This is a genomic window from Marinobacter mobilis, assembly GCF_900106945.1.
GTDB lineage: Bacteria > Pseudomonadota > Gammaproteobacteria > Pseudomonadales > Oleiphilaceae > Marinobacter > Marinobacter mobilis.
In genome coordinates, this window is sequence record NZ_FNNE01000012.1 from 16,642 (window position 1) to 41,436 (window position 24,795).

The 24,795-nt window shown below is 52.7% G+C and carries 21 protein-coding genes; 15 read left to right on the top strand and 6 right to left on the bottom strand.

Annotation, left to right across the window (positions count from 1 at the left end; translation table 11 throughout):
- Positions 1–39 precede the first annotated feature (39 nt).
- From BLV11_RS16675 to BLV11_RS16685, 3 genes are all read left to right on the top strand, one after another.
- Positions 40–918: a WcbI family polysaccharide biosynthesis putative acetyltransferase gene (locus tag BLV11_RS16675; protein ID WP_091817086.1), complete on the top strand. Its 879-nt coding sequence runs from the start codon at positions 40–42 to the stop codon at positions 916–918.
- A gap of 2 nt (positions 919–920) precedes the next feature.
- Entirely contained in the window at positions 921–1,853 is a 933-nt protein-coding gene (locus BLV11_RS16680; protein ID WP_091817089.1) for a hypothetical protein, read from the top strand.
- A gap of 69 nt (positions 1,854–1,922) precedes the next feature.
- Positions 1,923–2,597 carry a sulfotransferase family 2 domain-containing protein gene (locus tag BLV11_RS16685; protein WP_091817092.1) on the top strand — a complete coding sequence of 225 codons (675 nt, stop codon included), beginning with the start codon at positions 1,923–1,925 and terminating at the stop codon, positions 2,595–2,597.
- A gap of 30 nt (positions 2,598–2,627) precedes the next feature.
- Here BLV11_RS16685 and BLV11_RS16690 read toward each other — a convergent pair whose 3' ends face one another.
- Together BLV11_RS16690 and BLV11_RS16695 are read right to left on the bottom strand one after the other, a co-directional pair.
- Positions 2,628–4,343: a hypothetical protein gene (locus BLV11_RS16690; RefSeq protein WP_091817095.1), complete on the bottom strand. Its 1,716-nt coding sequence runs from the start codon at positions 4,341–4,343 to the stop codon at positions 2,628–2,630.
- 47 nt (positions 4,344–4,390) lie between these two features.
- The gene (locus BLV11_RS16695; protein ID WP_091817099.1) at positions 4,391–5,131 is read right to left on the bottom strand and encodes a sulfotransferase domain-containing protein; all 741 of its coding nucleotides are present in this window, start codon (positions 5,129–5,131) and stop codon (positions 4,391–4,393) included.
- A gap of 95 nt (positions 5,132–5,226) precedes the next feature.
- Here BLV11_RS16695 and cysC point away from each other — a divergent pair, with 95 nt between their 5' ends.
- The 5 genes from cysC to BLV11_RS16720 all read left to right on the top strand — a co-directional run bounded on the left by cysC (position 5,227) and on the right by BLV11_RS16720 (position 11,237).
- Positions 5,227–5,832 (top strand): adenylyl-sulfate kinase, encoded by a 606-nt coding sequence (gene cysC / locus BLV11_RS16700; protein WP_091817102.1) that lies wholly within the window; start codon positions 5,227–5,229, stop codon positions 5,830–5,832.
- Between the two features lie 14 nt (positions 5,833–5,846).
- Positions 5,847–7,616 carry an SLC13 family permease gene (locus tag BLV11_RS16705; protein WP_091817105.1) on the top strand — a complete coding sequence of 590 codons (1,770 nt, stop codon included), beginning with the start codon at positions 5,847–5,849 and terminating at the stop codon, positions 7,614–7,616.
- 117 nt (positions 7,617–7,733) lie between these two features.
- Positions 7,734–9,143 (top strand): mannose-1-phosphate guanylyltransferase/mannose-6-phosphate isomerase, encoded by a 1,410-nt coding sequence (locus tag BLV11_RS16710; RefSeq protein ID WP_091817110.1) that lies wholly within the window; start codon positions 7,734–7,736, stop codon positions 9,141–9,143.
- Positions 9,144–9,416: 273 nt separating this feature from the next.
- Positions 9,417–10,679 (top strand): Vi polysaccharide biosynthesis UDP-N-acetylglucosamine C-6 dehydrogenase TviB, encoded by a 1,263-nt coding sequence (gene tviB / locus BLV11_RS16715; protein WP_091817114.1) that lies wholly within the window; start codon positions 9,417–9,419, stop codon positions 10,677–10,679.
- 189 nt (positions 10,680–10,868) lie between these two features.
- Complete coding sequence (locus tag BLV11_RS16720) at positions 10,869–11,237, top strand: histone-like nucleoid-structuring protein, MvaT/MvaU family (RefSeq protein ID WP_091817117.1); 369 nt, start codon at positions 10,869–10,871, stop codon at positions 11,235–11,237.
- 118 nt (positions 11,238–11,355) lie between these two features.
- Here the strand turns inward: BLV11_RS16720 and BLV11_RS16725 are convergent, their stop codons facing one another.
- Positions 11,356–11,835 (bottom strand): PAS domain-containing protein, encoded by a 480-nt coding sequence (locus BLV11_RS16725; RefSeq protein ID WP_091817120.1) that lies wholly within the window; start codon positions 11,833–11,835, stop codon positions 11,356–11,358.
- A 3-nt stretch (positions 11,836–11,838) separates the two neighbouring features.
- Positions 11,839–12,870: a response regulator gene (locus BLV11_RS16730; RefSeq protein ID WP_342707459.1), complete on the bottom strand. Its 1,032-nt coding sequence runs from the start codon at positions 12,868–12,870 to the stop codon at positions 11,839–11,841.
- A 466-nt stretch (positions 12,871–13,336) separates the two neighbouring features.
- On the opposite strand from BLV11_RS16730, the gene BLV11_RS16735 reads away from it, so the two are divergent.
- Complete coding sequence (locus BLV11_RS16735; protein ID WP_091817126.1) at positions 13,337–14,206, top strand: hypothetical protein; 870 nt, start codon at positions 13,337–13,339, stop codon at positions 14,204–14,206.
- Positions 14,207–14,272: 66 nt separating this feature from the next.
- Positions 14,273–15,718 carry an exodeoxyribonuclease I gene (gene sbcB, locus BLV11_RS16740; RefSeq protein WP_091817131.1) on the top strand — a complete coding sequence of 482 codons (1,446 nt, stop codon included), beginning with the start codon at positions 14,273–14,275 and terminating at the stop codon, positions 15,716–15,718.
- 62 nt (positions 15,719–15,780) lie between these two features.
- Here sbcB and BLV11_RS16745 read toward each other — a convergent pair whose 3' ends face one another.
- Together BLV11_RS16745 and BLV11_RS16750 are read right to left on the bottom strand one after the other, a co-directional pair.
- The gene (locus BLV11_RS16745; RefSeq protein ID WP_091817137.1) at positions 15,781–17,781 is read right to left on the bottom strand and encodes a tetratricopeptide repeat protein; all 2,001 of its coding nucleotides are present in this window, start codon (positions 17,779–17,781) and stop codon (positions 15,781–15,783) included.
- 200 nt (positions 17,782–17,981) lie between these two features.
- A complete protein-coding gene (locus BLV11_RS16750) occupies positions 17,982–19,493 on the bottom strand; it encodes a flagellin N-terminal helical domain-containing protein (protein ID WP_091817141.1) in 1,512 nt (503 codons plus the stop codon).
- Between the two features lie 385 nt (positions 19,494–19,878).
- Between BLV11_RS16750 and BLV11_RS16755 the strand changes: the two genes are divergently transcribed.
- The 5 genes from BLV11_RS16755 (at position 19,879) to BLV11_RS16775 (ending at position 24,669) form a co-directional block, all read left to right on the top strand.
- Positions 19,879–20,700, top strand: a complete 822-nt coding sequence (locus tag BLV11_RS16755) for a flagellin domain-containing protein (RefSeq protein ID WP_091817144.1) — start codon at positions 19,879–19,881, stop codon at positions 20,698–20,700.
- A gap of 83 nt (positions 20,701–20,783) precedes the next feature.
- Entirely contained in the window at positions 20,784–21,212 is a 429-nt protein-coding gene (locus BLV11_RS16760) for a flagellar protein FlaG (RefSeq protein ID WP_091817148.1), read from the top strand.
- Positions 21,213–21,424: 212 nt separating this feature from the next.
- Positions 21,425–22,828: a flagellar filament capping protein FliD gene (gene fliD / locus BLV11_RS16765; RefSeq protein WP_091817153.1), complete on the top strand. Its 1,404-nt coding sequence runs from the start codon at positions 21,425–21,427 to the stop codon at positions 22,826–22,828.
- A gap of 27 nt (positions 22,829–22,855) precedes the next feature.
- A complete protein-coding gene (fliS, locus tag BLV11_RS16770) occupies positions 22,856–23,260 on the top strand; it encodes a flagellar export chaperone FliS (RefSeq protein ID WP_091817156.1) in 405 nt (134 codons plus the stop codon).
- 197 nt (positions 23,261–23,457) lie between these two features.
- Complete coding sequence (locus BLV11_RS16775) at positions 23,458–24,669, top strand: argininosuccinate synthase (RefSeq protein ID WP_091817159.1); 1,212 nt, start codon at positions 23,458–23,460, stop codon at positions 24,667–24,669.
- The last annotated feature ends 126 nt before the right edge of the window (positions 24,670–24,795 follow it).

Sequence of the window (24,795 nt, forward strand, 5' to 3'; positions counted from 1 at the left end):
CCGGCCGCTGACGAAAAAACTTCGGGTGAAAGGTATCTCATGTCAAAGATTAAAGTTGTGGTAGTGGGAAACTGTCAGGCTAGACCCTTGGCCAAAATTATTGAGTCGCTGAATAGATCTGTTGAAGTTACTGCTATCGCTATTGTTCACTTACTGAAATCGGAACAATTCGACGAATACCGGTCACATTTTGAAGCTGCAGATCTAATTGTGTCGCAATTGGTTATGGACTCTTACCCTTGTGAGTTTGTGCGCACCAGTTTTTTGAACTCCCTGTATGGCGAGAAAGTTTTATCAATCGTTAACCTCTATTTTACGGGCTATACCCCTGACTGGTTCTATATCCGTATTCCAGAAAGGGGGCCTTTGCGGGGGCCAATGGGGGACTACCACAATCGGACGGTTCTTGGGGCCTGGCAAGAAGGAATATCAGTAGAAGAAGCGGCTAGGAGGCTTGAAGATCCGGAATTCAATAGGCGTTATCTCCCCGAAATTCAGGCATCCTTTAACCAGTTAAGAGAGCGCGAGAGCAAGGTTGATGTCAAAGTCTCGGACTTAATCGAGAAGAATTTCAAGAAAAGTCGTATGTTCTTTACCTTCAACCACCCAAATATGTTTCTGATCAGAAAATACGCTGAACGGATTCTTAAGCAGGCTAAAATTGGTCGAAAAAGCACTTGGTTTCGACCGAAAGATAGGGAACTGCTTAACCAGTTTGTTCCACTCGCTAATCCCGCGATGGGGTTACCAGCGGGTTCGTTGAGTAGTCACAAGGGGGTCAAATGTTCTATCGATGATCAGAACTTGGTAACGATTGGCCGCAGAAAAGAGTATTCGTCTCAAGAAATTGTGGCGGAGTTCTACCGAATCTATGAGCGTCTTGGTGATGAACTGGACTTGCGGGAGCTGAGAGTTTAAGCATGCGAAGTCTGATTTTACATATTGGTTGTGAAAAAACTGGAAGTACATCGATACAAAACTTTTTTTTCGAGAATCGTCGCTTTCTACTCGAGGAGCATGGCGTCTTGTACCCAAAAAGCTTGGGCGGAAAAAACCATACACGAGCGGCGATCTACTCATGTAACGAAGACAAGAATCTCGCTCGTTTTTTGCCCAATGGCACTTCTATTGAAGAGTTTAGAAGGAAACTGAAAGTAGAGTTTGAGCGGGAAGTTCTCGCTTCAGAAGCATCTACAGTAATTATTTCAAATGAATGGTTGCATCCACGAGTTCATAACCCTGAAGAATTTTCGCGATTAAAGAAATTGCTTGAAGGCCTTTTCGATAAAATACAAGTGGTTTTATACATAAGGCAGCAGGATAAACTTGCATTGAGTTTATATTCGACTTCGCTGAAAGCTGGAAATTATAAAAGGTTTAAATTTCCAATCGTAAACCCCGAAAGACCTCCATATTATTATGATTTTTATTCCATTTATAAAAACTGGGCAGATCAGCTAGGAAAAAACAACATTTCAGTCAGAGTATTCGACAGGAAACATCTTAAGGATGGAGATGTCGTGGTTGATTTTTTGTGCTTGCTTAATATGAAAAAGGAAGGGTTTGTTTTTCCAGCCGAAGAAAATCTTTCGTTAAGCAACACAGGTGTTGGCTTAATGAGAGCTTTTAATCGGGTGGCCAGATTGTTTTCTTTTGCGATCAACCCTCGTTTACTCCGAAAGATAAGAGGAGTGATTTCTAATCGTTGGCCGGGAAAACCTGAATTGGCCACGGAAGCTCAATGTAAGGCATTTCTCCAGGCTTTTGACGATAGCAATCAACGGTTGGCCAGCGAGCTTTCTATTCAGCGTAATGAAGTTGTCGAGGTTTTTTGCCAAAGAGGGCAGTATTAATTTTTAATGCTTCGATAGTTCCAGAATATCTTACTATAATTTAAATTTATACAGGCTGCTTGGATAATTATGATTTTTAATGATGACGTTCTTTTTATTCACATAGGTAAAACGGGCGGTATGAGTTGTTCGGAGTTTTTGCTTAGGAACCTCTCTGGCACCGTTTACAATTGCCACAAGACGGCTCTAAAAGAATGTGAGCGGAAGGGGATAGAGGGCGTTATTTGTAAAGAAGGGATTCAACGTCATTGTACTCTTGCTGAGGCGTTGGATTATTTGGGGTCCTTTACGCCTAAGGATATCAAAAGCTTTAAAAAAATTATCGCGGTGATCCGCCACCCCTACACGTTGGAGTATTCATTTTATAACCACCTGAGAAAGCCAATTGTGCAGGAGCAGCGCCGTGGTAATGGCCAATTGGAATTGGCTGAGATGGCGATGGGTGACTTTCAGACATTTATCAACCATGCTGGCTACCACCGAATTGATCATCCACAGGAAAAGTTTTTCCTGATCAATGGCGAAGTCCCAGAAAATTTACACCTTGTCCGATTCGAAAATCTCGAGGAAGAGTTTATCGATGCAGTACAGCCATATTTAAAAGTTGATGCAGAACTTTCGTTTCCAAAGCGGAATAGCAGCAGGCCAGAATCTGGTATAGAGCAAGTGCTTACTGAAGAAATGAGGAACTCCATATACAGCAAGCACAAGTACATGTTTGATAAAGGATACTATGAGAAGTAGTGTTCATGTATGGGGTAAACCTGACTTGTGCTAAGTCTCGGAAAGCCTTTTATTTAGTTCTCTTAGGGTGTTGATCGCCTTACCATAAAATCTCTGCCTGATCCGGAGCAATAGTTGGTAGACGAGATAAGCAAGAATCGGACTCGGGGACTGATCCAAACCTGAAGATTGGGGTTGATTGGCTGAAAGAGGGTAGCTGGTGGGCGCGGCCTTATAGTTGTCTATCAATTCTTTTGAAAAACTGGCTCCGTATGGTTCAATCTGCCAGCGTCCCCAATGCAGGAATTCGATATTTCCGGCCGGATTTGTCACGTACAGACGGTCATTCCCAAGCTGAGGATTGGTCAAGCAGAGAGGGAGTTTCTTCAGTTTTTCTTTCAATTGATTGATGTGGGTTAGGCAAGTTTCTATATCGTCAGTGTTATTTGATACCGCTTTGAGTGCGTGGATTTCGGATTCTGAAAGGCGATCCCACAGCATGCGGTGGGATCTCAGATATCGCGACCGTAATTTTGGAGGAATTGGAACTACGCTTAATGCCTGAGTAAGAACGTCTTTGGCATTCGAGTCAAGGTCTGTTTTGGTGAAGCTATATCCGGTTATATCAAATACATGGATAGGGTGCTGACCTATCATGCTGTCTGCCAGAAATTCAGGGCAGGGTAGCTGTCCGGAAGCGTCGTTAAGCAGAGTGGCTTCGAGGTTGGCTTCATTTTTTTTGTTGATGTTAAAGATCTTTATCAGATATTCAGCTTTAGGCTCCTGGAATCTGGCGGACAATATCGTAATACCTGACAAGCCTGTATCGCGCCATGCGAGCTTTGCCTGAGTACCTTCATCTTTGCTATTAAACACCGATTGAAGGAGGTGCTGCAGTTGTTTATGTAAAGGCGTTTCCGGATTCAGGAAATCGAAAATTTCAGAGTCGCCAGTGTTTTGTTCTGGGGTGAATACAGATTTGTGAAAAAGGAAGGCTTTCAGCCGGTCTTTTTGTAGCCTGAAGAAAAACAGGTTCTTGGTGAGCGAGCTTGATCTTACCAATAGTTGTCGGCTTAGAATGATTGAAATTAGCAAGATAATGAAGCTTTGAGGAACCGAAAAGAAAATATAGTCGAGAAGCACAGCGGAAAAAATAACCAAGAACCCTGTTCCGGAAAGCAAGGGAAGTTTGGGTGGTAGCATTTTGGCTAGTTTCTTAGCGTCTAACCCTTTTCGTTTATATAAAAGCATGGCCCCGATAGTTACGGTGGAAACGTATAGAAGCAAGGTGAAGGCAACTTCCTGATATATTATAAATAGTACTGCCACTCCCAAAATTATGAAGTTAATGCTAGCTATGGAGTCTATGTAGCGTGTATAGGCATTGCGAGCTAATTCTTCCTGTCCTTCAAACAGATGCAGCTTTTGGTGCCTTTTTTGAATTCTGATCACCCCTGAACGTGCAATCTTATCAATGGCTTTGTTTGTGAGTTGGTGGAATAAGAAGGCGGCCACACTTAAACTGGCAAGGGCGCCTATAAGTGCCTTTTTATCGACATCGGCAACTATTTCGGGGATAAAGCGTGGAACACCATCGCTTCCCATCAGCATCACAATTTTCAACGGGAGCAGAAAAGATACTATAAGCGCAACCTGTCCTGGTAAGGCTAGTAAAATTGCGAAGATCGTACCAACTGGGTGAACCTGAAGAAACTTCGCGCCAAGAAGCAGTGGCCAAGGCGTTGCATCTGAGAGTTTTAGCTTCATAGAATTATCAGGCTGTTAGTGTTTTTCCAATTTAAGAAAGAAAAAAATCAAAGCTCGCTCCAATCTTTGCAATCCCACCCGAGCAATCGTTCTATTTCCAATATTTCATTTTTGAAAATATTAATAAGCATCTTTTTTTCTAGCTTTGAGATCTCGTTCTTATATTGAATTTCATGGATTTTTTTGGCTCGAACGAACGGGAAATCGTTTAGGCCGAGAAATTCGGAAACCTTACGTAACGTCTCATTTGGATTCAATCTAAGGTCTTCCTGACGGAGTATAAGCGTATTTTCTTTCGGGAAATAACGCCATAATCGTCTCAGTTGATGAGAATAAAACCCCCGGTCGACGTATGAGTATACCCTGTGCTGGTATGGGAGGGCTTCTGTCGCGCGTGACGCTTCTTGATTGATCGCATCCATGAAGGAGAGGTTTTCTTGGTTGCGAGAGACCTCCATATTCCAGTGCGAATATGCTCTTTCTACTGGATTTCGAAGGCTAAGGATAATTTTCATGTCTGGGTTATATTCCCAGATTCTTTTTGGAGCATCATCCCAATACATATAGATTGGCGTGGCTTCTCCAATCACCTTGTGCAATGCGTTTGGGGTGAACGCCGAATGGTATTTATCGTAGTTGGGCTTAAGCGACGAAAAATATTTTTCGTTATCGAAAAAGTGAACTTCTTTCTTATCGGCCATGCATATTTGAGGGTGTTCCCTTAGGTAGGCGTCCAGAGCTGATGTTCCGCCTTTCTGGGTTCCGGCAATAAGGAAGTTAACTAACATAATACTTTCGATTCTCCCGTGTACTGCGCACGCAGGGAAAGTTTTTTGGTATATTACGCCCAGATTTTGTCATAAGCATACTGAAGGGGTTCAACTTGAGCACTCACATCGTCTGGCACGACCATAAAGTCACTCGAGCTGACCGGGCCGAACCCAAACACCAGCACCCTTGTCTTCTATGGTTCACTGGTTTGAGTGGCTCGGGGAAGTCTACCATAGCGAACGCTCTGGATGTTGCACTCCATCAGCGCGGCTACCATACTTTCCTGCTTGACGGAGACAATGTCCGCCACGGCTTGAACAATGACCTGGGATTTTCTGACGAAGACCGCGTCGAAAACATCCGCCGTATAGGAGAGGTCAGTAAACTGTTTACTGACGCAGGCCTAATCGTACTCAGTGCCTTCATCTCTCCGTTCACCAGCGACCGTCGCATGGTTCGAAAGCTCTTTCCTGCTGGCGAGTTCATCGAAGTGTTCATGAACACCCCGATTGAAACCTGTGAAGAACGCGATCCAAAGGGGCTCTATCAAAAAGCCAGGGCAGGGAAGATCAAGGATTTCACAGGTATTGATTCTCCTTACGAAATTCCCCCACACCCGGAAATCACTCTTGATACATCGTCCCAGACCGTTGAGGAGTGTGTAGAGTCCTTGTTGGATTATCTGGCCGAACGCAAACTTATTCTGCCTAAGCAGTGATCAGAGTCTAAATTGTGACATTTGAGGCGTTTCTTACCTTGGGCACACTAGCTGTTGTGCTCGGCTCACTTACTTTTACCCGGGTTTCAGCCGACCTGGTTTTAATGGCCGCCTTGGCATTTCTGGTGATTACGGGGATCCTGTCTCCGGCTTCGGCATTAGGTGGATTCTCGAATCCAGGTGTGATTACCATTGCGACGCTTTACGTTGTGGCCGCAGGTCTTAAGGAAACAGGCGCGGTTCAGTGGATTGCCCGTCGTTTGTTGGGGCATCCCGGTACAGTCCGGGGCGCCCAGGTGCGCATGGTTGCTCCCACCGGCATTCTGAGCGCATTCATGAACAACACGGCGGTGGTGGCGATGTTCATTCCAGCCATTCAGGACTGGTCTCAGCGCCTGCAGATTCCCGCTTCAAAACTTCTTCTTCCGCTAAGTTACGCTGCCATCCTCGGAGGCACCTGTACCCTTATTGGAACGAGCACCAATCTGGTGGTGGACGGCATGTTGCAAAGCCGTCTCGGCATTCATTTAGGCTTGTTCGAATTGGCCTGGGTGGGAATTCCGCTACTGATTGTTGGCGGTGGCTTTCTCGTGTTTATTGGGCACCGCTTGTTGCCAGATCGGGGCGGGGTGAAAGAGGAGCTTGATGCCGTTCGGGAATATGGTGTCGAAGTTCAGGTGGCAAGTTCAGGGCCCCTGGTAGGCAAGACGATTGCTGAGGCAGGGCTTCGGGCACTGAACTATGGGTATCTGACGGAAATCGACCGCCAGGGAAGGTTGATTACTGCCGTAGAGCCTGACCGTACTCTTCAGCCCGACGACAAGCTCTATTTTGTCGGCGCTCCGGAATGTGCGAGTGAGTTGCGGCGCATTCATGGGCTGTTACCTGCCAATGGGAGCGTGCACAAGCTTGATGTGGCAAATCATCAACGCTGCTTGGTTGAAGTCGTTTTAGGTCCTGAATTCCCGGCGTTGGATAAGACCGTTCGGGGTAGTCGCTTCCGGACGCGTTTCAATGCAGTCATCCTGTCGGTATCCCGGGAGGGTCGTCGGGTTCCCGGCAAACTGGGAGATATCCAATTCAAGATGGGGGACACCTTGTTATTGGAGGCCAGTCATGACTTTGCGGAACAATATCGGTTCCGCCGCGACTTCCTGTTGGTCAGCGCTCTGAATGACTCGACGCCTCCGGACTTTCACAAGGCGCCCTTGGCGCTAGGGATTCTTCTGATCATGGTTGGGCTCAGCGCGTCGGGCCTGCTGAGTATTATGGAAGCGGCTTTCCTGGCGGCCGGTGGTATGATTGTCTCCCGCTGCATTACCGCGAGTCGGGCCCGGCGCAGCGTTGACTTGCCGGTTCTGGTCGTGATTTCCGCGTCGTTTGCGTTGGGTAACGCCATGTCTGAAACCGGCGCAGCGGGTTCGATTGCGGGTGCACTGTTGGGGCAAGGTGAGGAGATGTCCCCTTGGTTAGGCCTGGTCATAGTCTATGTAATGACAGCGGTGTTTACAGAGGTTATTACCAACAATGCCGCAGCAGTGTTGATGTTTCCTGTCGCGCAGGCTCTGTCTGAGCATCTTGGCGTAAGTTTCCTGCCGTTTGCTGTGGCGGTTATGTTTGCAGCATCGGCAAGCTTTGTTACGCCTTTGGGTTATCAGACCAATCTGATGGTTTTTGGCCCCGGCCGGTACCGGTTTACGGATTACATGAGGATCGGCATTCCGCTCAGTCTTTTGGTTGGCGGGATATCGGTGACTTTAATTCCAGTTATTTGGCCATTTTGAGTGCTTCATAAGGGGCTCTGGAGAGTCAGGGAAACCAGGGCAAGCATAGCGCGAATCAAGAGGTGCCTTTCCCTATGACGTTTGCCAGCCCTTCTTAATTTTTGATCAGAGGATTTTATGCTACATCCAGTGATTCTCGCGGGTGGTACTGGCTCCAGGCTTTGGCCGCTTTCCCGGCAGTTGAATCCTAAGCAATTTCTGGCCTTGATTGAGCCGAAACGGTCGATGCTTCAGGCCACGCTTGGTCGGCTGGATGGGCTGGACGTTTCAGACCCTACAATAATCTGTAATGAGGAACATCGTTTTCTGGCAGCAGAACAGATGCGTCAGGCCTGCTGTTCGGATGCCAGAATTATTCTGGAGCCAGTGGGGCGTAATACTGCTCCAGCGATTGCCCTCGCAGCTCTTGAGGCAACGGCCTTAGGTCAAGATCCAATTTTGCTAGTCCTGGCGGCGGACCATTTGATTTCAGATACGGCAGCCTTCCAGCGGCAGGTCCAGCTGGCATTGCCTCTGGCGAAATCGGGCAGGCTAATAACATTCGGGATTGTGCCCAACTGTGCAGAAACTGGGTATGGTTATATTCACCGCGGCGAGTCGCTTGCAGAGGGCGCTTACACTGTTTCCCGGTTTGTAGAGAAGCCGGACCAGGCCACCGCCGAAAGGTACGTCTCGTCTGGAGACTATCTATGGAACAGTGGCATGTTCATGTTCCGGGCCAGCCGTTTTCTGGAGGAGTTGGGGGCTTTTCGGTCAGATATTCTTCAGGCGTGCAAGGAGGCCATGAATGCTACTACGAGAGACCTGGATTTTGTCCGGGTTGATGCGGCCGCATTTCAGGCCTGCCCTGAGGACTCCGTAGACTATGCGGTGATGGAGAAAACCTCTGATGCTGTCGTCGTTCCCCTTGACGCCGGGTGGAGCGACATCGGTTCCTGGTCCTCCCTTTGGTCGGTGAGTGAACGTGATGCTGAGGGGAATGCTTTGGCAGGGGATGTCATCGCCGTTGATACAGCAGACACCCTTGTTCGCGCTGACCATCGACTGGTTGCGACCTTGGGGGTTAGCGGACTGATAGTGGTGGAAACCAAGGATGCCGTATTGGTCGCTGACAAGGACCGGGTGCAGGATGTAAAAAAGGTAGTGGAACAGTTAAAAAACGGCGCACGCCAAGAGCATATCAACCATAGGGAAGTCTATCGACCATGGGGGGTATATGATTCAATCGATAATGGCCACCGTTATCAGGTAAAGCGAATTACGGTGAAGCCGGGTCATAAGCTTTCCTTGCAAATGCATCATCATCGAGCTGAGCACTGGGTTGTAGTGAGTGGAACCGCCAAGGTGACCAATGGTGACAAGGAGTATTTGGTGACAGAAAATCAGTCCACTTTTATTCCGATTGGTCAGGTTCATACATTAGAGAATCCTGGCGTTATCGATCTCGAACTCATTGAAGTGCAGTCTGGGGCATATTTAGGCGAAGACGATATTGTGCGGTTTGAAGATCAATACGGGCGGGAATAGAAGAGTCGGATTAGACGAGACCGTAATCGGTAGCCGCCTAACGGCCATTCAAGATTAAGACAAGGATGTTTTAGTGATCGATATTCAAGCTCATGACGCCATTCAGTTTTACCATGTTTGTCCCACGTCCTGTATGGTTGCCGCAGTTTTGGGGCAGCGGGGACAGAGGGATTTGGGTGTCTCTGAAAAACATGTTTTAAACATGCGGGCTAATGGAGAGAATGGTTTCATGCGCTCTCCCGAATACTCAGTACCAAGAGGATTGGTTACGTTATGAAAAAAATTGCCGTAATTGGCCTTGGCTACGTGGGCTTGCCGTTGGCAGTTGCATTCGGAGAAAAGCGCGAAGTCGTTGGTTTTGATATCAACACAAAACGCATTAGGGAATTAGCCGCCGGTGAAGACATTACCCGAGAGGTAACCCGGGAGGAGCTGGGCATAGCGTCTGGTTTATCGTTTACTGATGGTTTGGATTCTATTCGCGATTGTCGTGTATTCATAGTGACGGTGCCCACCCCAATCGATGAATTCAAATCTCCAGATCTTACCCCGCTAGTCAAAGCCAGCGAAACCGTCGGCAAAGTCCTCAAAAAGGGTGATATCGTCATATACGAGTCGACCGTTTATCCAGGAGCTACGGAAGAAGTCTGCGTTCCCGTTCTGGAAAAGATATCCGGCCTGACCTTCAACAAGGATTTTTTCGCCGGTTATAGTCCTGAACGAATTAACCCGGGTGACAAAGAGCACCGTGTCACCACCATTAAAAAAGTCACGTCCGGTTCAACCCCCGATATTGCCGATGAAGTGGATGCCCTTTATGCGGACATCATTACTGCGGGCACGCATAAAGCCAGCTCTATTAAAGTTGCCGAAGCGGCCAAGGTGATTGAAAACACCCAACGTGATTTGAACATCGCACTGATGAACGAATTGTCGATGATCTTTACCCGTTTGGGTATTGATACCCACGAAGTGCTCGCAGCGGCGGGAACCAAGTGGAATTTCCTGCCTTTCAAGCCAGGTCTGGTCGGAGGGCATTGTATTGGTGTTGATCCGTACTATCTGACTCATAAGGCTCAGGCGGTGGGGTACCACCCTGAGGTGATCCTCGCCGGGCGGCGTGTTAATGACAATATGGGGCCTTACGCGGCGGCCGAACTTATAAAATGCATGATCAAGTCTGGTCAGACAATTTCCGGCGCACGGGTTTTAATTCTTGGTTTAACCTTTAAAGAGAACTGCCCGGACCTGCGAAATACCCGTGTTATTGATGTGGTTAACGAGTTGCAGGAATTTGGCTGTCAGGTTGATGTCGCTGATTGCTGGGCGGACAATGAGGAAGCGCAGCATGAGTATGGCATTACTCTGGTGCGTGATCTGCAGGCGGGTCTTTATGATGCGGTTATTCTTGCCGTTCCCCATAATGAATACACCAATATGAGTGAGTCCGATCTGAGGGCCTTGCTCAATGCAAAAGGTGTTCTGTTTGATTTGAAGGGCGTGCTTCCGCTTGGGGCCTCTGATCTCAGGCTTTAATGAGTTGATGGGATGTATACGAAAGCCGGCCTGATACGCCGGCTTTTTTGCGGGTATTGTTTAAAATAGGTTGTAAAAAAGAGATAAACCACGGCCTGTCTCTTTATTTATAAAAATATGAATATATAATTGTACGTCGAGAGTATTATTCTATTCTGGTTTGAATAACTTCAATAAGGTTAAGTATCCATGGCAAAGATTAACGATTATTACCAGAAAAAGCAGCTTATGGAAAAGCTCTCCGAAGAACTGCGTCAGCTGGAGCAAGATCAGGCGTTAAAGCATGAGCTCGAGTTTGAGGACAAGGTTCGGGAATTGATGAAGGAATATGACAAGTCGCCGAAAGATGTTCTTCAGGTACTGGCGGCTATCGATCCGTCTCTGGCGGGCGGCAAGGCTGAGGCGGCTCCGGCTGGTCGTGCCAAGCGTCCGATGAAGACCTACAAGAACCCGCACACTGGCGAAGTGGTTCAGACCCGTGGCGGTAATCACAAGACTCTGAACGAGTGGCGTGAACAGTACGGGAAAGAAGCCGTACAGGGTTGGCAGGAGGCCTAAGCCTGCCGCTGGCAGCGGGCCCTGTGGCCGGCTGCCGGCCCTTTGTTTTGCCTTCTTTTTGTTGGCACTCGTCTGTTTTCCCCAATGCTGCCTTCTCTAAAGCGCCCGTTGGTGGGTGTTAGCTTCTCCCGCGTAACTGAGCCAGTTCCTTCTCCGCTAACGTCAGCGCCTGTTTGCTTGCCGCCAGGTCTGTGACGTCGTAAATCATCAGGCTAAGTTTCTGCACCTGTCCATCCGGGCCGCTCAGGGGGCTGATGGTCATGTTCTGGTACATGTATTCTGCCGTGCCTGTCACCGGACGGGGGTTGCCAAATTGGAAGACCCAGGGGCGCTGTTCCCAGGATGTAAACGTGCGGATGTTCAAGCGGGTGGTGGTCTCCAGTTTTCGCCGGAGCCACGGTTCCGGTAAGGCCGGGATCACGTCAAACAGGTTCTGGTTGTGAACCTGGCTGGCGGTCATGCCACTGTGATTTTCCATGAATCCGTTCCAGACCTGAACCCGGTAGTCGAGATCGAGCACGACCAGGCCGACGTCTACGGTTTCCACCATATTGGCGAGCCAGTGAAACTCCTGCAGGCTATTGGTATCCGGAGTCATTGTTCATTCCATCAGGTAGTGTAAGTGCTGTTCCAGGTGTTGAAGGGAACGTTCAGTAAGTACGATCAGCAGGTCGCAAGACACATTGCGGCCTTCAATCTCATAGCGTATTTCGATGCACAGCAGTTCTTCAGGCTGGCTTCGATGGTATCGCAGTAAATCACTGATCTTTTGATGCTGGCCAAGCAGGGTCGGATGGGCCAGGCCGAATGTCAGGTTCAGTTGCTCACCAAAACTGTTGATGAAGGCGCCAAACAGCATCCCTGACAGGTCCATAAGCGCTTCGACGGCCGCGGTCTCATCCTCGCTCCCGTAGCCCACCAGTGCGCTCATGTCCTTGAGTTGGGCGTCGGAAAACAGCAGCAGGGCCTCGCCGGCAATGCCGGCCCCGGTAAACCCCTGGCAAACGCCGGAGTATTTGTCCTTCTCATCGGCGGCGGCGATGGCCATATAAAGCTCGGAGCGAGCCAGGCGATCAACTTTGGGGACCGGCAGCTTTACAAAGGCATTGAGCAGTCTTGCCAGAAGGTCCGATGCTTGTCCCATGGCGACGTTGGCCAATTCCTGTATCGCAGCATGGAACCCGGGCCTCGATGGGGCAGCCTCGTCACGGTGGAGGGGGGCGGTCAGACGGGCGCTGGCGGCATCGGTTGGGCGATAGATTCCGTAGTCATTGAGCAGATCGGCGATGCGCTCAGGGTCTGTTGGCTTTCGGATAAACGCCAGTGCGCCAAGCTTCGTCACCCGCTCCCGTGCCTGCGGTTGGATATCCGCTGAGACCACCACGGTCATCACGGGAAGGTCTTCCTGCTGGATCGCTTCCAGAACGCCATAGCCATCGAGTTCTGGCATGTTGAGATCAAGGAACAGCAGATCCCATTCGTTCCCTCGGAGCAGCGAAAGGGCAGATCGTCCGTTCTCCGCAAAGCTGATCTCGGCGTCGAGGGTATCAGGCAGGGCGCGAGCCATCTGTTTCCTGGCGAGGCTGGAGTCATCGCAGATAAGAATGCGCAGGGACATAGTGGTGAGGCTCACAGTTTCCGATGATGAAGTGACACAAATGTCTCACCTTTATGAAAATAAAGGCAAATGAGAATTGGATCATAAAGCGGTCGAATATAACCCTTTGGTAATGGCCTCATGTGACATGGCTCACTCTATTAGCCTCAGTGCCTTGAGTATAGTGTCACTGCGGCAACATAAGTTTACAAAGGTAATTTGAACCCGCTGGGATGCAGGCCCTTGAGTGCTTTTTGCGACAGCGGTGGGAAAATTCCGGATAGTCCAAAAAAAACAACGAAAAACAATAAAACAAGCAAAAATTCAGCAAGATAAGTTGTTGCAAAGCAAGATGTTCAGGGAAGGAGAAAGCTCACAGAAGGCTTTCCCGAAAGGCCTTTGGATTCCGAAGGCAAAATCACCGTGGATTGCGGGGGCTGGCAGCGGTTTGCCAGTTGCCAGGCAGTCACGAAACAGCAGTCATCAGAGACACATCAACACTATGAAAGCGGGTGCGATTGGATGCGCAGCCCTTGCTACCTTCTGCCTGGTCGGGGTTCAGGATGTACTCGCCGAGCTGAAGCCTATTTCCGATGAGGAGCTGGGGCAAGTGCAGGGGCAGGCGATGATAGCGATTGATCAACTGGCCGGCATGAACCAGCAGTTTACGCGTATCACTCTGGGGATGGACGTCGAGCTCCAGACCAATATTGATAGCGTCGTGCTGGGCGAGGCCGGGCTAGCGTCAGATCTGGCGGTTTCCCAGCTGTCCCTGGGGCATATTGCCCGGGATGACACGGTGATACAGCTTGATGGCCAGACCTATGCCATCGGTGACATCGTACCGTTTGTCGCCGAAAATCCCTACTTTGAATTGGCCGAGGTCAACGGCGAAGTGGTGGGGATGCGTGTTGGCTTCGGTCAGGCCCGGGGCACGCTGTCCGGTGACATCGCCAGTTTTTCCGGTAATCTCGGGCTGCAGCTTGAGGACGGAGCCGGCGCCACGAGTCAGGCGGCTTTGTACGACCTCAGCACCACGGCCACGAATTACCAGGCCACCCATATCGGGCTGGCTGATGGTGCCACTGATTGCAGTGCTGGAATCCAGTGCGCTGCCTTGTCGAACCTGCAAACTCTGGATATTGGCGTGGACAACGGCGATGGCACGGTGGGGTTTACCGAGGACCTGTTCCTTTCGTTCCAGAACCAGGCCGTTGACTGGCAAGACCTTGCGGGAGGGCCGATTATTACGGCGAATCCTGGTGTGTTCGTCAACTTGCCGACCAGCATGACGCTTGACTTGCAAACCTTGCAGAACGGTATTCCCCGCGCTCGTACCGAGTACATCGACCGTGGCGTGGGGCTTTTCTGATAGCCGGTGCTTTTCTGATAGACTGCGCAACCCGACCCCATTTTGCTGGCGCAGGAGCTTGTTGCGGTGATCCGCTCGTTTTATTGGCACGACTACGAAACCTTTGGTGTTGACCCGGTCCATGACCACCCCTCCCAGTTTGCCGGGGTGCGCACCGACGAGAATCTGAACATCATTGAAGATCCGTTGGTTATTTACTGTAAGCCGTCGGATGACTACCTGCCATCGCCTGAAGCCTGCCTGATCACCGGGATTACCCCGCAGAAGGCGCGGGACGATGGCTACCCGGAAGCGGAGTTCATCAGTCAGATCAACGAAGCTTTCAGCCAGCCAGGTACCTGCGTTGTTGGCTATAACAGCCTGCGTTTCGATGATGAAGTCACCCGCCATACCCTGTACCGCAATCTCCGTGACCCCTACGCCCGTGAATGGCAGAACGGTAATTCCCGCTGGGACATTATCGACATGGTGCGCCTGACCTATGCCCTGCGCCCCGAAGGAATCAACTGGCCGAAAAAGGAAGATGGCAGCCCCAGCTTCCGCCTCGAAGAGCTGACCGTTGCTAACGGCATTACCCATGAAGCCGCCCACGACGCTATGTCAGACGTCGAGGCGACCATTGCGGTGGCCCGACTGATCCGCGAGCGCCAGCCGCGGCTGTATGACTTTGTGCTGAACAACAAGGACAAGGCTTCAGCCCGGGCCATGCTGGATACCCAGTCGCTCAAGCCCGTGTTCCATATCTCGTCTAAATACCCGGCCAGCCGGGGCTGTTGTGCCATGGTGGCGCCGGTCGCTGAGCACCGTACCAACAAGAACCTGGTGATCGTCTATGACCTGCGGGAAGACCCGGCGGAGCTGATCAATGCGTCACCTCAGGAAATCCGGGAGCGGGTGTTTACGGCCCAGTCGGAGCTGGGGGAGGGGGTGAGCCGGTTTGCGCTTAAGGGAGTGCAGCTCAACAAATGCCCGGTGCTTGCCCCTGCGACCATGCTGAAATCGCTGTCTCAGGAGCGGCTCGATCAGCTCGAACTGGACGGCGCCGTGCTCAGGGAAAATCTGGCCACCTTGCGGAAGGCCGAAGGCTTGGCGGCCCGAATTGCCGAAGCGTTTGATCAGGCCCATGAGAGCGATCTCACGGATCCTGATGAGCAGCTGTATGCCGGGGGGTTCATCAGTCGAACGGATCGGGAGAAGTTGAACTGGGTTTTGCAGCAACCGCTGGAGAGTCTGGGCGAACTGGCGGTGAAGTTTGAAGACCCGCGTCTGTCGGAGATGCTGTTCCGTTATCGTGCCCGAAATTATCCCCAGAGCCTGATGTCGGAAGAACAGGAGCAGTGGGAGCAGTTCCGCCAGCAGCGGCTGATGCAACCCAAGAAGGGCTGGCGTTCACTGGAAAGTTATTTCCAGAGCCTGCAAAAGCTGGCCGCCGACCCGGGATTGACGCCTGCCAAGCAGCATGTGCTGGAAGAGTTGCACCTGTATGGTGAGTCACTCATTCCGTATTACTGATGCCGTCCGTATTAAGGCAGATTGGGGGCGGGCTGGATTCCGTCCCCAATCTGATCACGCACTCAGCGTCGTTTTACAAAATAGACACTTAACCCCTGGCCAAGCAGGCTCTGGACCTGGTTGCCCCGGGCTTCGGCCTGCAGCTGCTGCTGCACGGGCGCGGTTGCCAGGGTATGCCCATCGCTGTCTCGTGCCTTGATCAGTTTCCACTGGACCTCGTTACTCACCAGCCCCATCAGCTGGGCTAGCTGGTCGGTATCCTGAGGGCGAAACCAGCGGTCCTGACAGCCACCCATCCCATAGAAGCCGGTCTCGCCCAACAGCTCTTGCCACTTGCTGTCCTGGCGATTATTCAGTGCCATCCGACGGAGGCGATGCAGGTTCTCCCGGGTCGCGTGCAGCCCGTGATCATTGATAAGCGTTCGGATGTGGCGATCGCCGGCGGTCTGCTCTGCGACGGCGGTATGCAGGTGGACGACGCTGCCGCTGGCTGTGGCGCTGTTCACGACGGCCGCCAGTGAGACGTCGGTCATGGCAGGCGAAGGCAGGCGGCCGATTTCAATCCAGTGTACCTGATGGCCGTCGGCGACAAAGCGCTGCGCGATTGACCAGGGCCAGAACACAATGTTGCTGATCTCCAGCTCCTCGGCCTGGCGAGTGGCTTTGGCTATGTTTGCCAGCGACTCATCCACGGCAATGACCTCAACGTCGCTCAGGTAGTGGGCCAGTTCCAGCGCCCGTTGTCCTGATTCGGCGCCGCACACCATAATGCGTAAAGTCTCTGGCAAGTGTTCTGTTGCCAGTCCCAGTTCGCTGGCCATCAGGCTACGAAGGCTGGTCTCGGTGCGGTAAGCAAGTTTTGACCAGCTGGGCCAGGCCTGGGGCACATCCTGTTTGTCCAGGCACAGTTCAGCGGACTTCTCGTCATAATTCTGTTTGATGGCTTCCTCGGTGGCCCGGTCGTAATAGCTGGCGGCCAGCATTCCCTGGGTGGCCAGGGGCCAGTCCACAAGATTCCATTGCCCCAGCTGATGGGCAAACGGTTGCTGGAACAGAGCACCATACATGGCGCTGATCATGATGGACCCCATCATCGCAGCCATCGGCTCGCCCGTTGCCATTTGTGCGCAGATGCTCTCATTGATGACTGACACCAGACGGTCCTCGTCATCGGCCGACATCAGCGCATAACCGGTGCGGTCAGCATAGCGGGCGATGGCCAGAGCCAGGGGCTGAAGTTCATCGCGCAGCTCCGCGGTTTGTGCCACTTCGGAGATAACCGCCCGGCGTAAAAGCGTGACCAGCTCCTCAACGGCGGGATCGGGCATCAGTGTTCTTTCCAGTGCCAGCATTAACAGCTCGTCTTCGCAGGCAGCGTCCAGGAATACCTCGGCCTGGGGGTTGTCGAGGTCGTACTGGTGTCTGATGATTGCCGCTACAAAACGTCCGAGCTGCTGAACAGGGAGATCGTTCCGGCGAAGCAGGGCAATAGCATCCAGTGCGAGTTCCTGATCGACGGTGTGAACTGAGAGGTTTTCTGCACAGGCCAGCATGCCGCTGTAGACCGACGGCCATTCAAGGCCGAGGCTGATCAGCTTGCGGTAATGCAGGTAGGCGGTATCGAACTTCCCCTGTACTCGCTTGGCATGGGCCACACCGCAGAATGCGGCGGCGGATTGCCGGTCCAGCTCCAGTGCCTCCAGGAAATACTGCTCGGCCAGCACTGGCCGTTCGGTTGCCAGCGCCCAGTAACCGAGGTTGGTGTATTGCTGGGGCTGTTGATCATCGACATCGAGGCTCTGGTTAAACAACACCTGCGCTTGTTCCATGTCACCGTTGTCCATGGCCACCCGTCCCAGCAGGCCCAGAGCCGCCGGCTGAGCGGGCTCGATTGCCAGTAGCGCTTCTACAAGGCGGGCGCACTCGCTGCGGGCTGCCAGCCGTTGCCGGTGAGACGCTTTCGGGCTGTTTGAAAGCTGATAGGCCTCGTTGGCTTCCAGCAGGCGGCGGGCGAGCTCCGCCTGGTTGGTTGTGGCTTCAGGAGAATGATGCTGTGCGTACATGGATCCACCTCGTTGTTTCTGGCCGCGGCAATCGGAGCGGCAAACTTCTGCAGTCAGGCTGCTGGAATTCGGGATTACAGGGTAAGTAGCGAAAGGTGTGCCAGTTTGGGTTAACTCCGGGGAAATGCTGGCGGATTTTCTGGCGGTATCAAAAACAAAAAAAGCCGGCGAAGGCCGGCTTTTTTGCTGGGGTGTTGTGCTTATCCCTGCAGCAACTGCAACACCTGCTGCGGTCGCGCGTTGGCCTGGGCCAGCACCGATATGCCGGCCTGTTGCAGTACCTGGGTACGGGCCAGTTCCGCGGATTCAGCGGCAAAGTCGGCGTCGCGAATCCGCGAGCGGGCCGCGGACAGGTTTTCCGCCGTAGTACTGAGGTTGGCAATTGTGGATTCCAGTCGGTTCTGTACCGCACCGAGGTCGGCACGGATGCCGCTGATGGTTTCAAGCGCGGCATCGACGATGGCAAGGGCATCGGTGGCGCCCTCGAAGGAGCTGATATCGATGCCGCTGACGTCTTCCGGTACGGAGCCGACGGCGGTGTCTGCGGCGACGTTCAGAATGCTGCCTGCCGCATCAGCAACGCTGGAACTGACCGCAAAGCTGACGGCAGAATCGAAGGTGATTTCACCCGTGGCGCGGCTGCTGTCGGTGACTGAACCCGGGGCGCCGTCGAGGGTGATAGCCGCTGCGTCCAGTTCAGCGCCACCGCGAAAGCTGACGGTTGTCGCTGCACCGTTGGTGGAGAAGTCTTCCAGCAGGATGTCCTTGCCCTGTTCTTGAACCAGGGTGAGGCGGCCATCAACCACTTCCGCGGTGATACCGGTCTTGCCGGATGCGGCGTTGATTTCCTTGGCCAGCGGACGCAGGTCGTCGACGTCAGAAATCTGGGCTGAGATCGTGGCTTTCTCGCCGCCGCTGGACAGGGTAATGGCGACAGTACCCGGCGCCGCCAGGTTGAACAGGTCGGCGGTGGTGCGCGCTTTGGCTTCGACGCCGGTCTGATCAATCTGGGCATTGATTGCCGCCGCAACCTCTTCCGCGGTATCGCCTGCGGTCACATCAATATCCGCAGATCCGAGCGAGCTGGCCAGGGTGATGGTCTGGGTGGCGATGGTGTTGAGAGCCGTTGCATCAGCCGCCGCTACGGTAACGGAGCCAGTGCCCTGCTGGGCTGTGGCATTGCCGCCATTAACCGTGTTGTTGGCCAGGTCTGTGGTTCGGGCTCCGGCAATGGAAACCGAGATCGTCTGGTTTTCGTTGGCTCCAGCCTGGAATTTCTGGGCCTGGAACGTGCCGTCCAGCAACTTAAGGCCGTTGAACTCTGTTGTGGTGGCAATGCGTTCCAGCTCTTCTTTGAGCTGGTTCACTTCGGACTGCAGCGCCTGGCGGTCAGAAGCGGAGTTGGTGGCGTTAGCAGACTGAACTGCCAGTTCCCTAATCCGCTGCAGGATAGCGCCGGATTCGCCTAGTGCGCCTTCGGCTGTCTGGGCCAGTGAAATGCCATCGTTGGAGTTCCGGATTGCCTGGTTCAGACCCTCGATCTGTGAGGTAAAGCGCTCTGAAATAGCCAGGCCGGCGGCATCGTCTTTGGCAGAGTTGATACGCAGGCCGGATGACAGGCGCTGCAGGGCGGTATCGGCGTCACGCTGGGACGCATTCAGATTCCGCTGAGCGTTCAGCGACGGAAGGTTGGTGTTGATTATCTGAGGCATATCGTTTCTCCCAGTTCAGAGATGCCGGTAAGCTCAGTGCCCGATCACAAGGACGCCTTGCCGGCTTCGTGTAACGAAATTTGTCGGTTTTGGGGATTAAAGCGAATGCCGTGCCAAATCGAGTTTGTGGGGCTCAAGGCTCTGTTAACTAAGGGGTTTGTCTTTATTCAAGTGTGGCGGTTATTGTCGTATTGCCGCTTTTTTGGCGTTAGAGGAGGCGGGGGATTGCCGCCTTTTACAAACGTTAACAATATTCCCTGAGATTTTTCTAAAGGAAAATTCAGGGGCGCCGTTAAGCACTACAGCAGGGGGGCGTACCCAAACTTAAAAAGAACGGGCGCCAGACCTCTTTCAACAGAAAACGACACTGTTTAGGAGAAGCATCATGGCTCTCGGTATCAACACAAACATCGCCTCACTCAACGCACAAAACCAACTGGGCAAATCTCAGAACCTGGCCAACCAGGCTCTGGAGCGTCTGTCCTCCGGCCTGCGCATCAACTCTGCGAAGGACGATGCGGCTGGCCTCTCAATCTCTACCCGCTTTGAAGCTCAGATTCGCGGTCTGACTGTCGCTCAGCGTAACGCCAACGACGGTATCTCTATGATGCAGACTGCCGAAGGCGGTCTGAATGAGACCATCAACAACCTGCAGCGTATGCGTGAACTGGCGGTTCAGTCTGCTAACGGCTCCAACAACGTTGATGACCGTGCAGCTCTGGACGCTGAATTCCAGGAGCGCCTGTCTGAGATCGACCGTATTGCGAACCAGACTACCTTTAACGGCACCAACGTACTGAACGCTGCTTCTACTGTTTCTATCCAGGTTGGGGCAAACGCCGGGGAAACAATTGACGTAGCATTTGCCGACATGCAGGCTGCAGCAATCGGGGTTGGTGGTCAGGTTATTACTGGCGCCGACGCAACCGCGGCCAACGCGGCGATCGCTGCAATCGATACGGCTCTGGATGCTGTAAACTCCCAGCGCAGCCTCTTCGGTGCCTCCCAGAACCGCTTTGAAAGCACCATTGCGAACCTGGGGACCTCTATCGAGAACCTGAGCGCTTCCAATAGCCGGATTGTTGACGCTGATTTCGCAGCCGAATCCGCCAAGCTGTCCAAGGCTTCTGTTCTGCAGCAAGCGGGCATCTCGGTACTGGCTCAGGCCAATGCGCGTCCGCAACAGGTTCTGTCCCTCCTGCAGTAATGAGGACGATGCGGTAATCGCCGGCTTCTCCCGATGTTCAGGAGAAGCCGGCTTTCTGCCGTAAGAGGATAGCGAGGTGAGCTATGAACGACGTAAACCTGAATAGTCCGGATCTGAAGCTGGTTCGCTCTGGCGAACAGGCTTCTGCCCGGCCGTCTACGTCTCCTCAGGCTGAAAGTCGTGCGGTGAATGCTGACTCAGTTGCTGTTGTTCCGAACGCCCAGATTGCACAATCAACGGCAGGGGAGTTATCCGCTGCCAGTCGTGCTGCTCAGGAACGTGAGCAGAGTGCGCAACTGGACAATGCAGTGACTCAGCTGAATGATTTCGTGCAGTCTGTTCAGCGCAACCTTCAGTTCGAGGTGGATTCCGAGAAGGGGCAGACCATTGTGAAGGTTGTGGATCAGCAGACTCAGGAAGTCATCCGTCAGATGCCTGATGAAGTTGCTGTCAGGTTGGCCGAAAAATTGCAGCAGGATGAACCGCTGAGCTTGTTCACGGTCAAAGTGTAAGCGATTTTTCCTCGGCTTCGGCTTCGGCTTCGGCTTGGATCATCACGTTCAGTACCGCCGCTCCCGTATGGGGGCAGGCGGTGATCGTCGTTATGGGGCTGAATGGTCTCGTACAAATTGTTACAAAAGGGGAAGCTAAAGGGGCAAAGTTTTGCCGCTTTTGGCCGATAACCTAATCAGGATTGGAAAACCGCCTTTCAGGAGGCAGTGTTATGGCATCGATATCATCGTTAGGCGCGGGTTCAGGCATATTCAGTGCTGACCTTGTCGATCAGCTGGTTGCAGCAGAGCGGGAGCCTACTGTCCAGCGTCTGAATCTGAAGCAGCAGCGCACCGAGGCCATGATCTCTGCTTACGGCGCTTTGCGCAGCGCCATAGAGGCACTCAAGGCGCCAATGGAAGCGCTGAGCTCGGCCGATGGACTCAAAGCGTTCACGGCGGTATCCAGTAATGAGTCGCTGGGCGTATCCATCAACGAGTCGGAAGTCAGTCGCGGAAACTACAGCATTAATGTGACTCAGTTGGCTCAGGCTCAGTCCCTGGCGTCCACCAGCTTTGCTGATAAAGACAGCACGGCGGTTGGTACGGGAACCCTGACCTTTAATGTAGGCGGGGTCAGCACCGACGTGGTTATCGATGGCAGTAACAATACTTTGCAGGGTGTTGCTGATGCCATCAATGACGCAGGGGCGGGTGTCTCTGCTGGTGTTGTGGATACCGGCTCAGGATTTCGGCTCGTTATTTCTTCTGATGAAACGGGTCTTGATAATGCCGTTCAGATATCCGTTGCGGATGATGATGGCAACAATACGGACGCCGCAGGGTTGTCGCAGTTTGTCTTTGATGGTGTGACGTCCAATATGGAGCAGACTGTTGAGGCAAAAGATGCCTTGCTGGAAATAAACGGCATCGCAATCAGTCGTGCCACGAATACCGTTGAAGACGTTGTGGCGGGGGTGACCTTTTCGATAGCCGAAACGGGTACGTCAACCGTCCGCATTGAGCAGGATGCGGGTGCAGTAGCGGAGCGGGTCCAGGAATTCGTCGACAAATTTAACGCCCTCCAGGACGTTATCTCCAACGTTGCCGGTTTTAACTCGGCGACGGGGCAGGGGGCTATCCTGAGTGGAGACTCAACCATTCGGAATATACAGTCGAGTCTTCGGGGGCTGCTGACCACCATTGTGCCTGGTATGGAAAACGGCGACGTTCGTATTCTTGGCGATGTTGGCATTACAACAGACCCTTCTACTGGCAAACTGGAATTTGACCAATCGGTATTTAAGGAGCAACTTAAAGAGTATCCTGATCAGGTGACGATGCTGTTTGCCGAGCAGGATGGGGTTGAAGGCATTGCAGAGCGGGCCGTAAACCTTGTTACCGATATTCTGGGCAGCGACAGTGCGCTGGCCAATCGTACGGATGGCCTTACTGATGTGCTGGACCGAATTCAGGATCAGCGCGATCAACTGGATCTGCGAATGGATTCGCTGCGGGAGCGACTTGTTCGCCAGTTTTCTGCGGCAGATTCTCTCATCGCCCAGTTAAACAGTACCGGCAGTTTTGTGGCTCAGCAGTTGGCTGCTTTGGCACCACAGAATAACCAGGATTCATAACGCCACCTGGCGATCAAGAGGTTTTGTATGAACGGGTTGCAGCAATATCAGCGTATCAATACTCAAACTAGCATCACAGATGCCGATCCTCATCGCCTGATTCAGCTGCTCTACAACGGAGCGCTTGAGCGTATCAACATGGCGAAAGCACGAATGCAGGCTCAGGATATCGAGGGTAAAGGTAACCTGATCAGCAAGGCGATTGAGATCATCGGTGGCCTGCGAAGCTTTCTTGATTTCGAAAAGGGCGGAGACCTCGCCGTGCGCCTGGAGGGCCTCTATGACTACATGGAGCGAACCCTGTTTGAGGCGAACGTAAAGAATGATCCGGCCAAACTGGATGAGGTCGCAGCTCTTCTCCGCCAGATTAAGGAAGGCTGGGACGGCATACGTGAAGAAGTGGTCCAAGGTCCGAATCAGCAAACTGGTTGAGGGTCGTGTCCGGGGATGGATGTCAGATCTGTCCCCACACCCTCTGAACCCCGCCGAATTCCCGATTCCATCATAATCCCTCTCCCGGCCATCTAGCCGCCGAGCCTGTACTGCCGTACAATGACGCCCCTCGAATTTAATTGGATTGGGAGCAGGTTTTTGACCTGTGCCTGATTGTCGGAACACGGAGCAAGGGTATGTCTGATATCAAAAAGGTAGTGCTGGCCTATTCCGGTGGCCTGGACACCTCCGTTATCGTTCGCTGGTTGCAGGACACCTACAACTGCGAAGTGGTCACTTTCACTGCCGATCTGGGGCAGGGTGAGGAAGTCGAGCCGGCCCGAGCCAAGGCCGAAGCGCTGGGTGTGAAGGAAATTTACATCGAAGACCTGCGCGAAGAGTTCGTGCGCGACTATGTCTTCCCGATGTTCCGTGCAAATACTGTTTACGAAGGTGAGTACCTGCTGGGTACCTCCATTGCCCGTCCGTTGATTGCCAAGCGCCTGGTGCAGATCGCGAATGAAACCGGCGCTGATGCGATTTCTCACGGAGCCACCGGTAAGGGTAACGATCAGGTGCGTTTCGAGCTGGGTGCGTACGCGCTGAAGCCGGGCGTTCATGTGATTGCGCCCTGGCGTGAGTGGGACCTGAACTCTCGCGAAAAGCTGCTGGCCTATTGCGAAGAGCGCAACATCCCGGTCGAAATGAAGAAGGGCAAGTCGCCGTACTCCATGGATGCCAACCTGCTGCATATCTCTTATGAAGGTATGGTTCTGGAAGATCCGTGGGCTGAGGCGGAAGAAGATATGTGGCGCTGGAGCGTGGCTCCGGAAAATGCCCCGGATCAGCCGACCTACATTGAACTGACCTATGAGAAAGGCGATATCGTTGCCATCGACGGTCAGGCGATGAAGGCTCACGAAGTGCTGGCGCATCTGAACAAGGTCGGCGGCGACAACGGTATCGGTCGTATCGATATTGTCGAGAACCGTTACGTGGGTATGAAGTCGCGGGGCTGTTACGAAACGCCGGGTGGAACCATCATGCTGCGCGCCCATCGCGCCATCGAGTCCATTACCCTGGACCGCGAAGTGGCTCACCTGAAAGACAGCATCATGCCGCGCTACGCCGAAGTGATCTACAACGGTTACTGGTGGTCACCGGAGCGTGAAGCGCTGCAGGCGTTGATCGACCAGACCCAGGGCTACGTGAATGGCACCGTTCGTCTCAAGCTCTACAAGGGCAACGTGGACGTTGTTGGGCGCAAGTCTGACGATTCCCTGTTCGACGAGAAGATCGCCACCTTTGAAGAAGATCAGGGTGCCTACGATCAGAAGGATGCGGCCGGCTTTATCAAGCTCAACGCCCTGCGTCTGCGCATTGCGGCAGGCAAGGGACGCAAGCTGTAACGACAGCCTGGTTGTCTGGAAAGGGTGTGGGCCTGGCTCGCACCCTTTTTTTGTGTCTTCAGGAAAGGCTGTCGCCCACAATGTTATAATATAACATTGTGGGGCGTCCTGATGGACGCAGGAGAC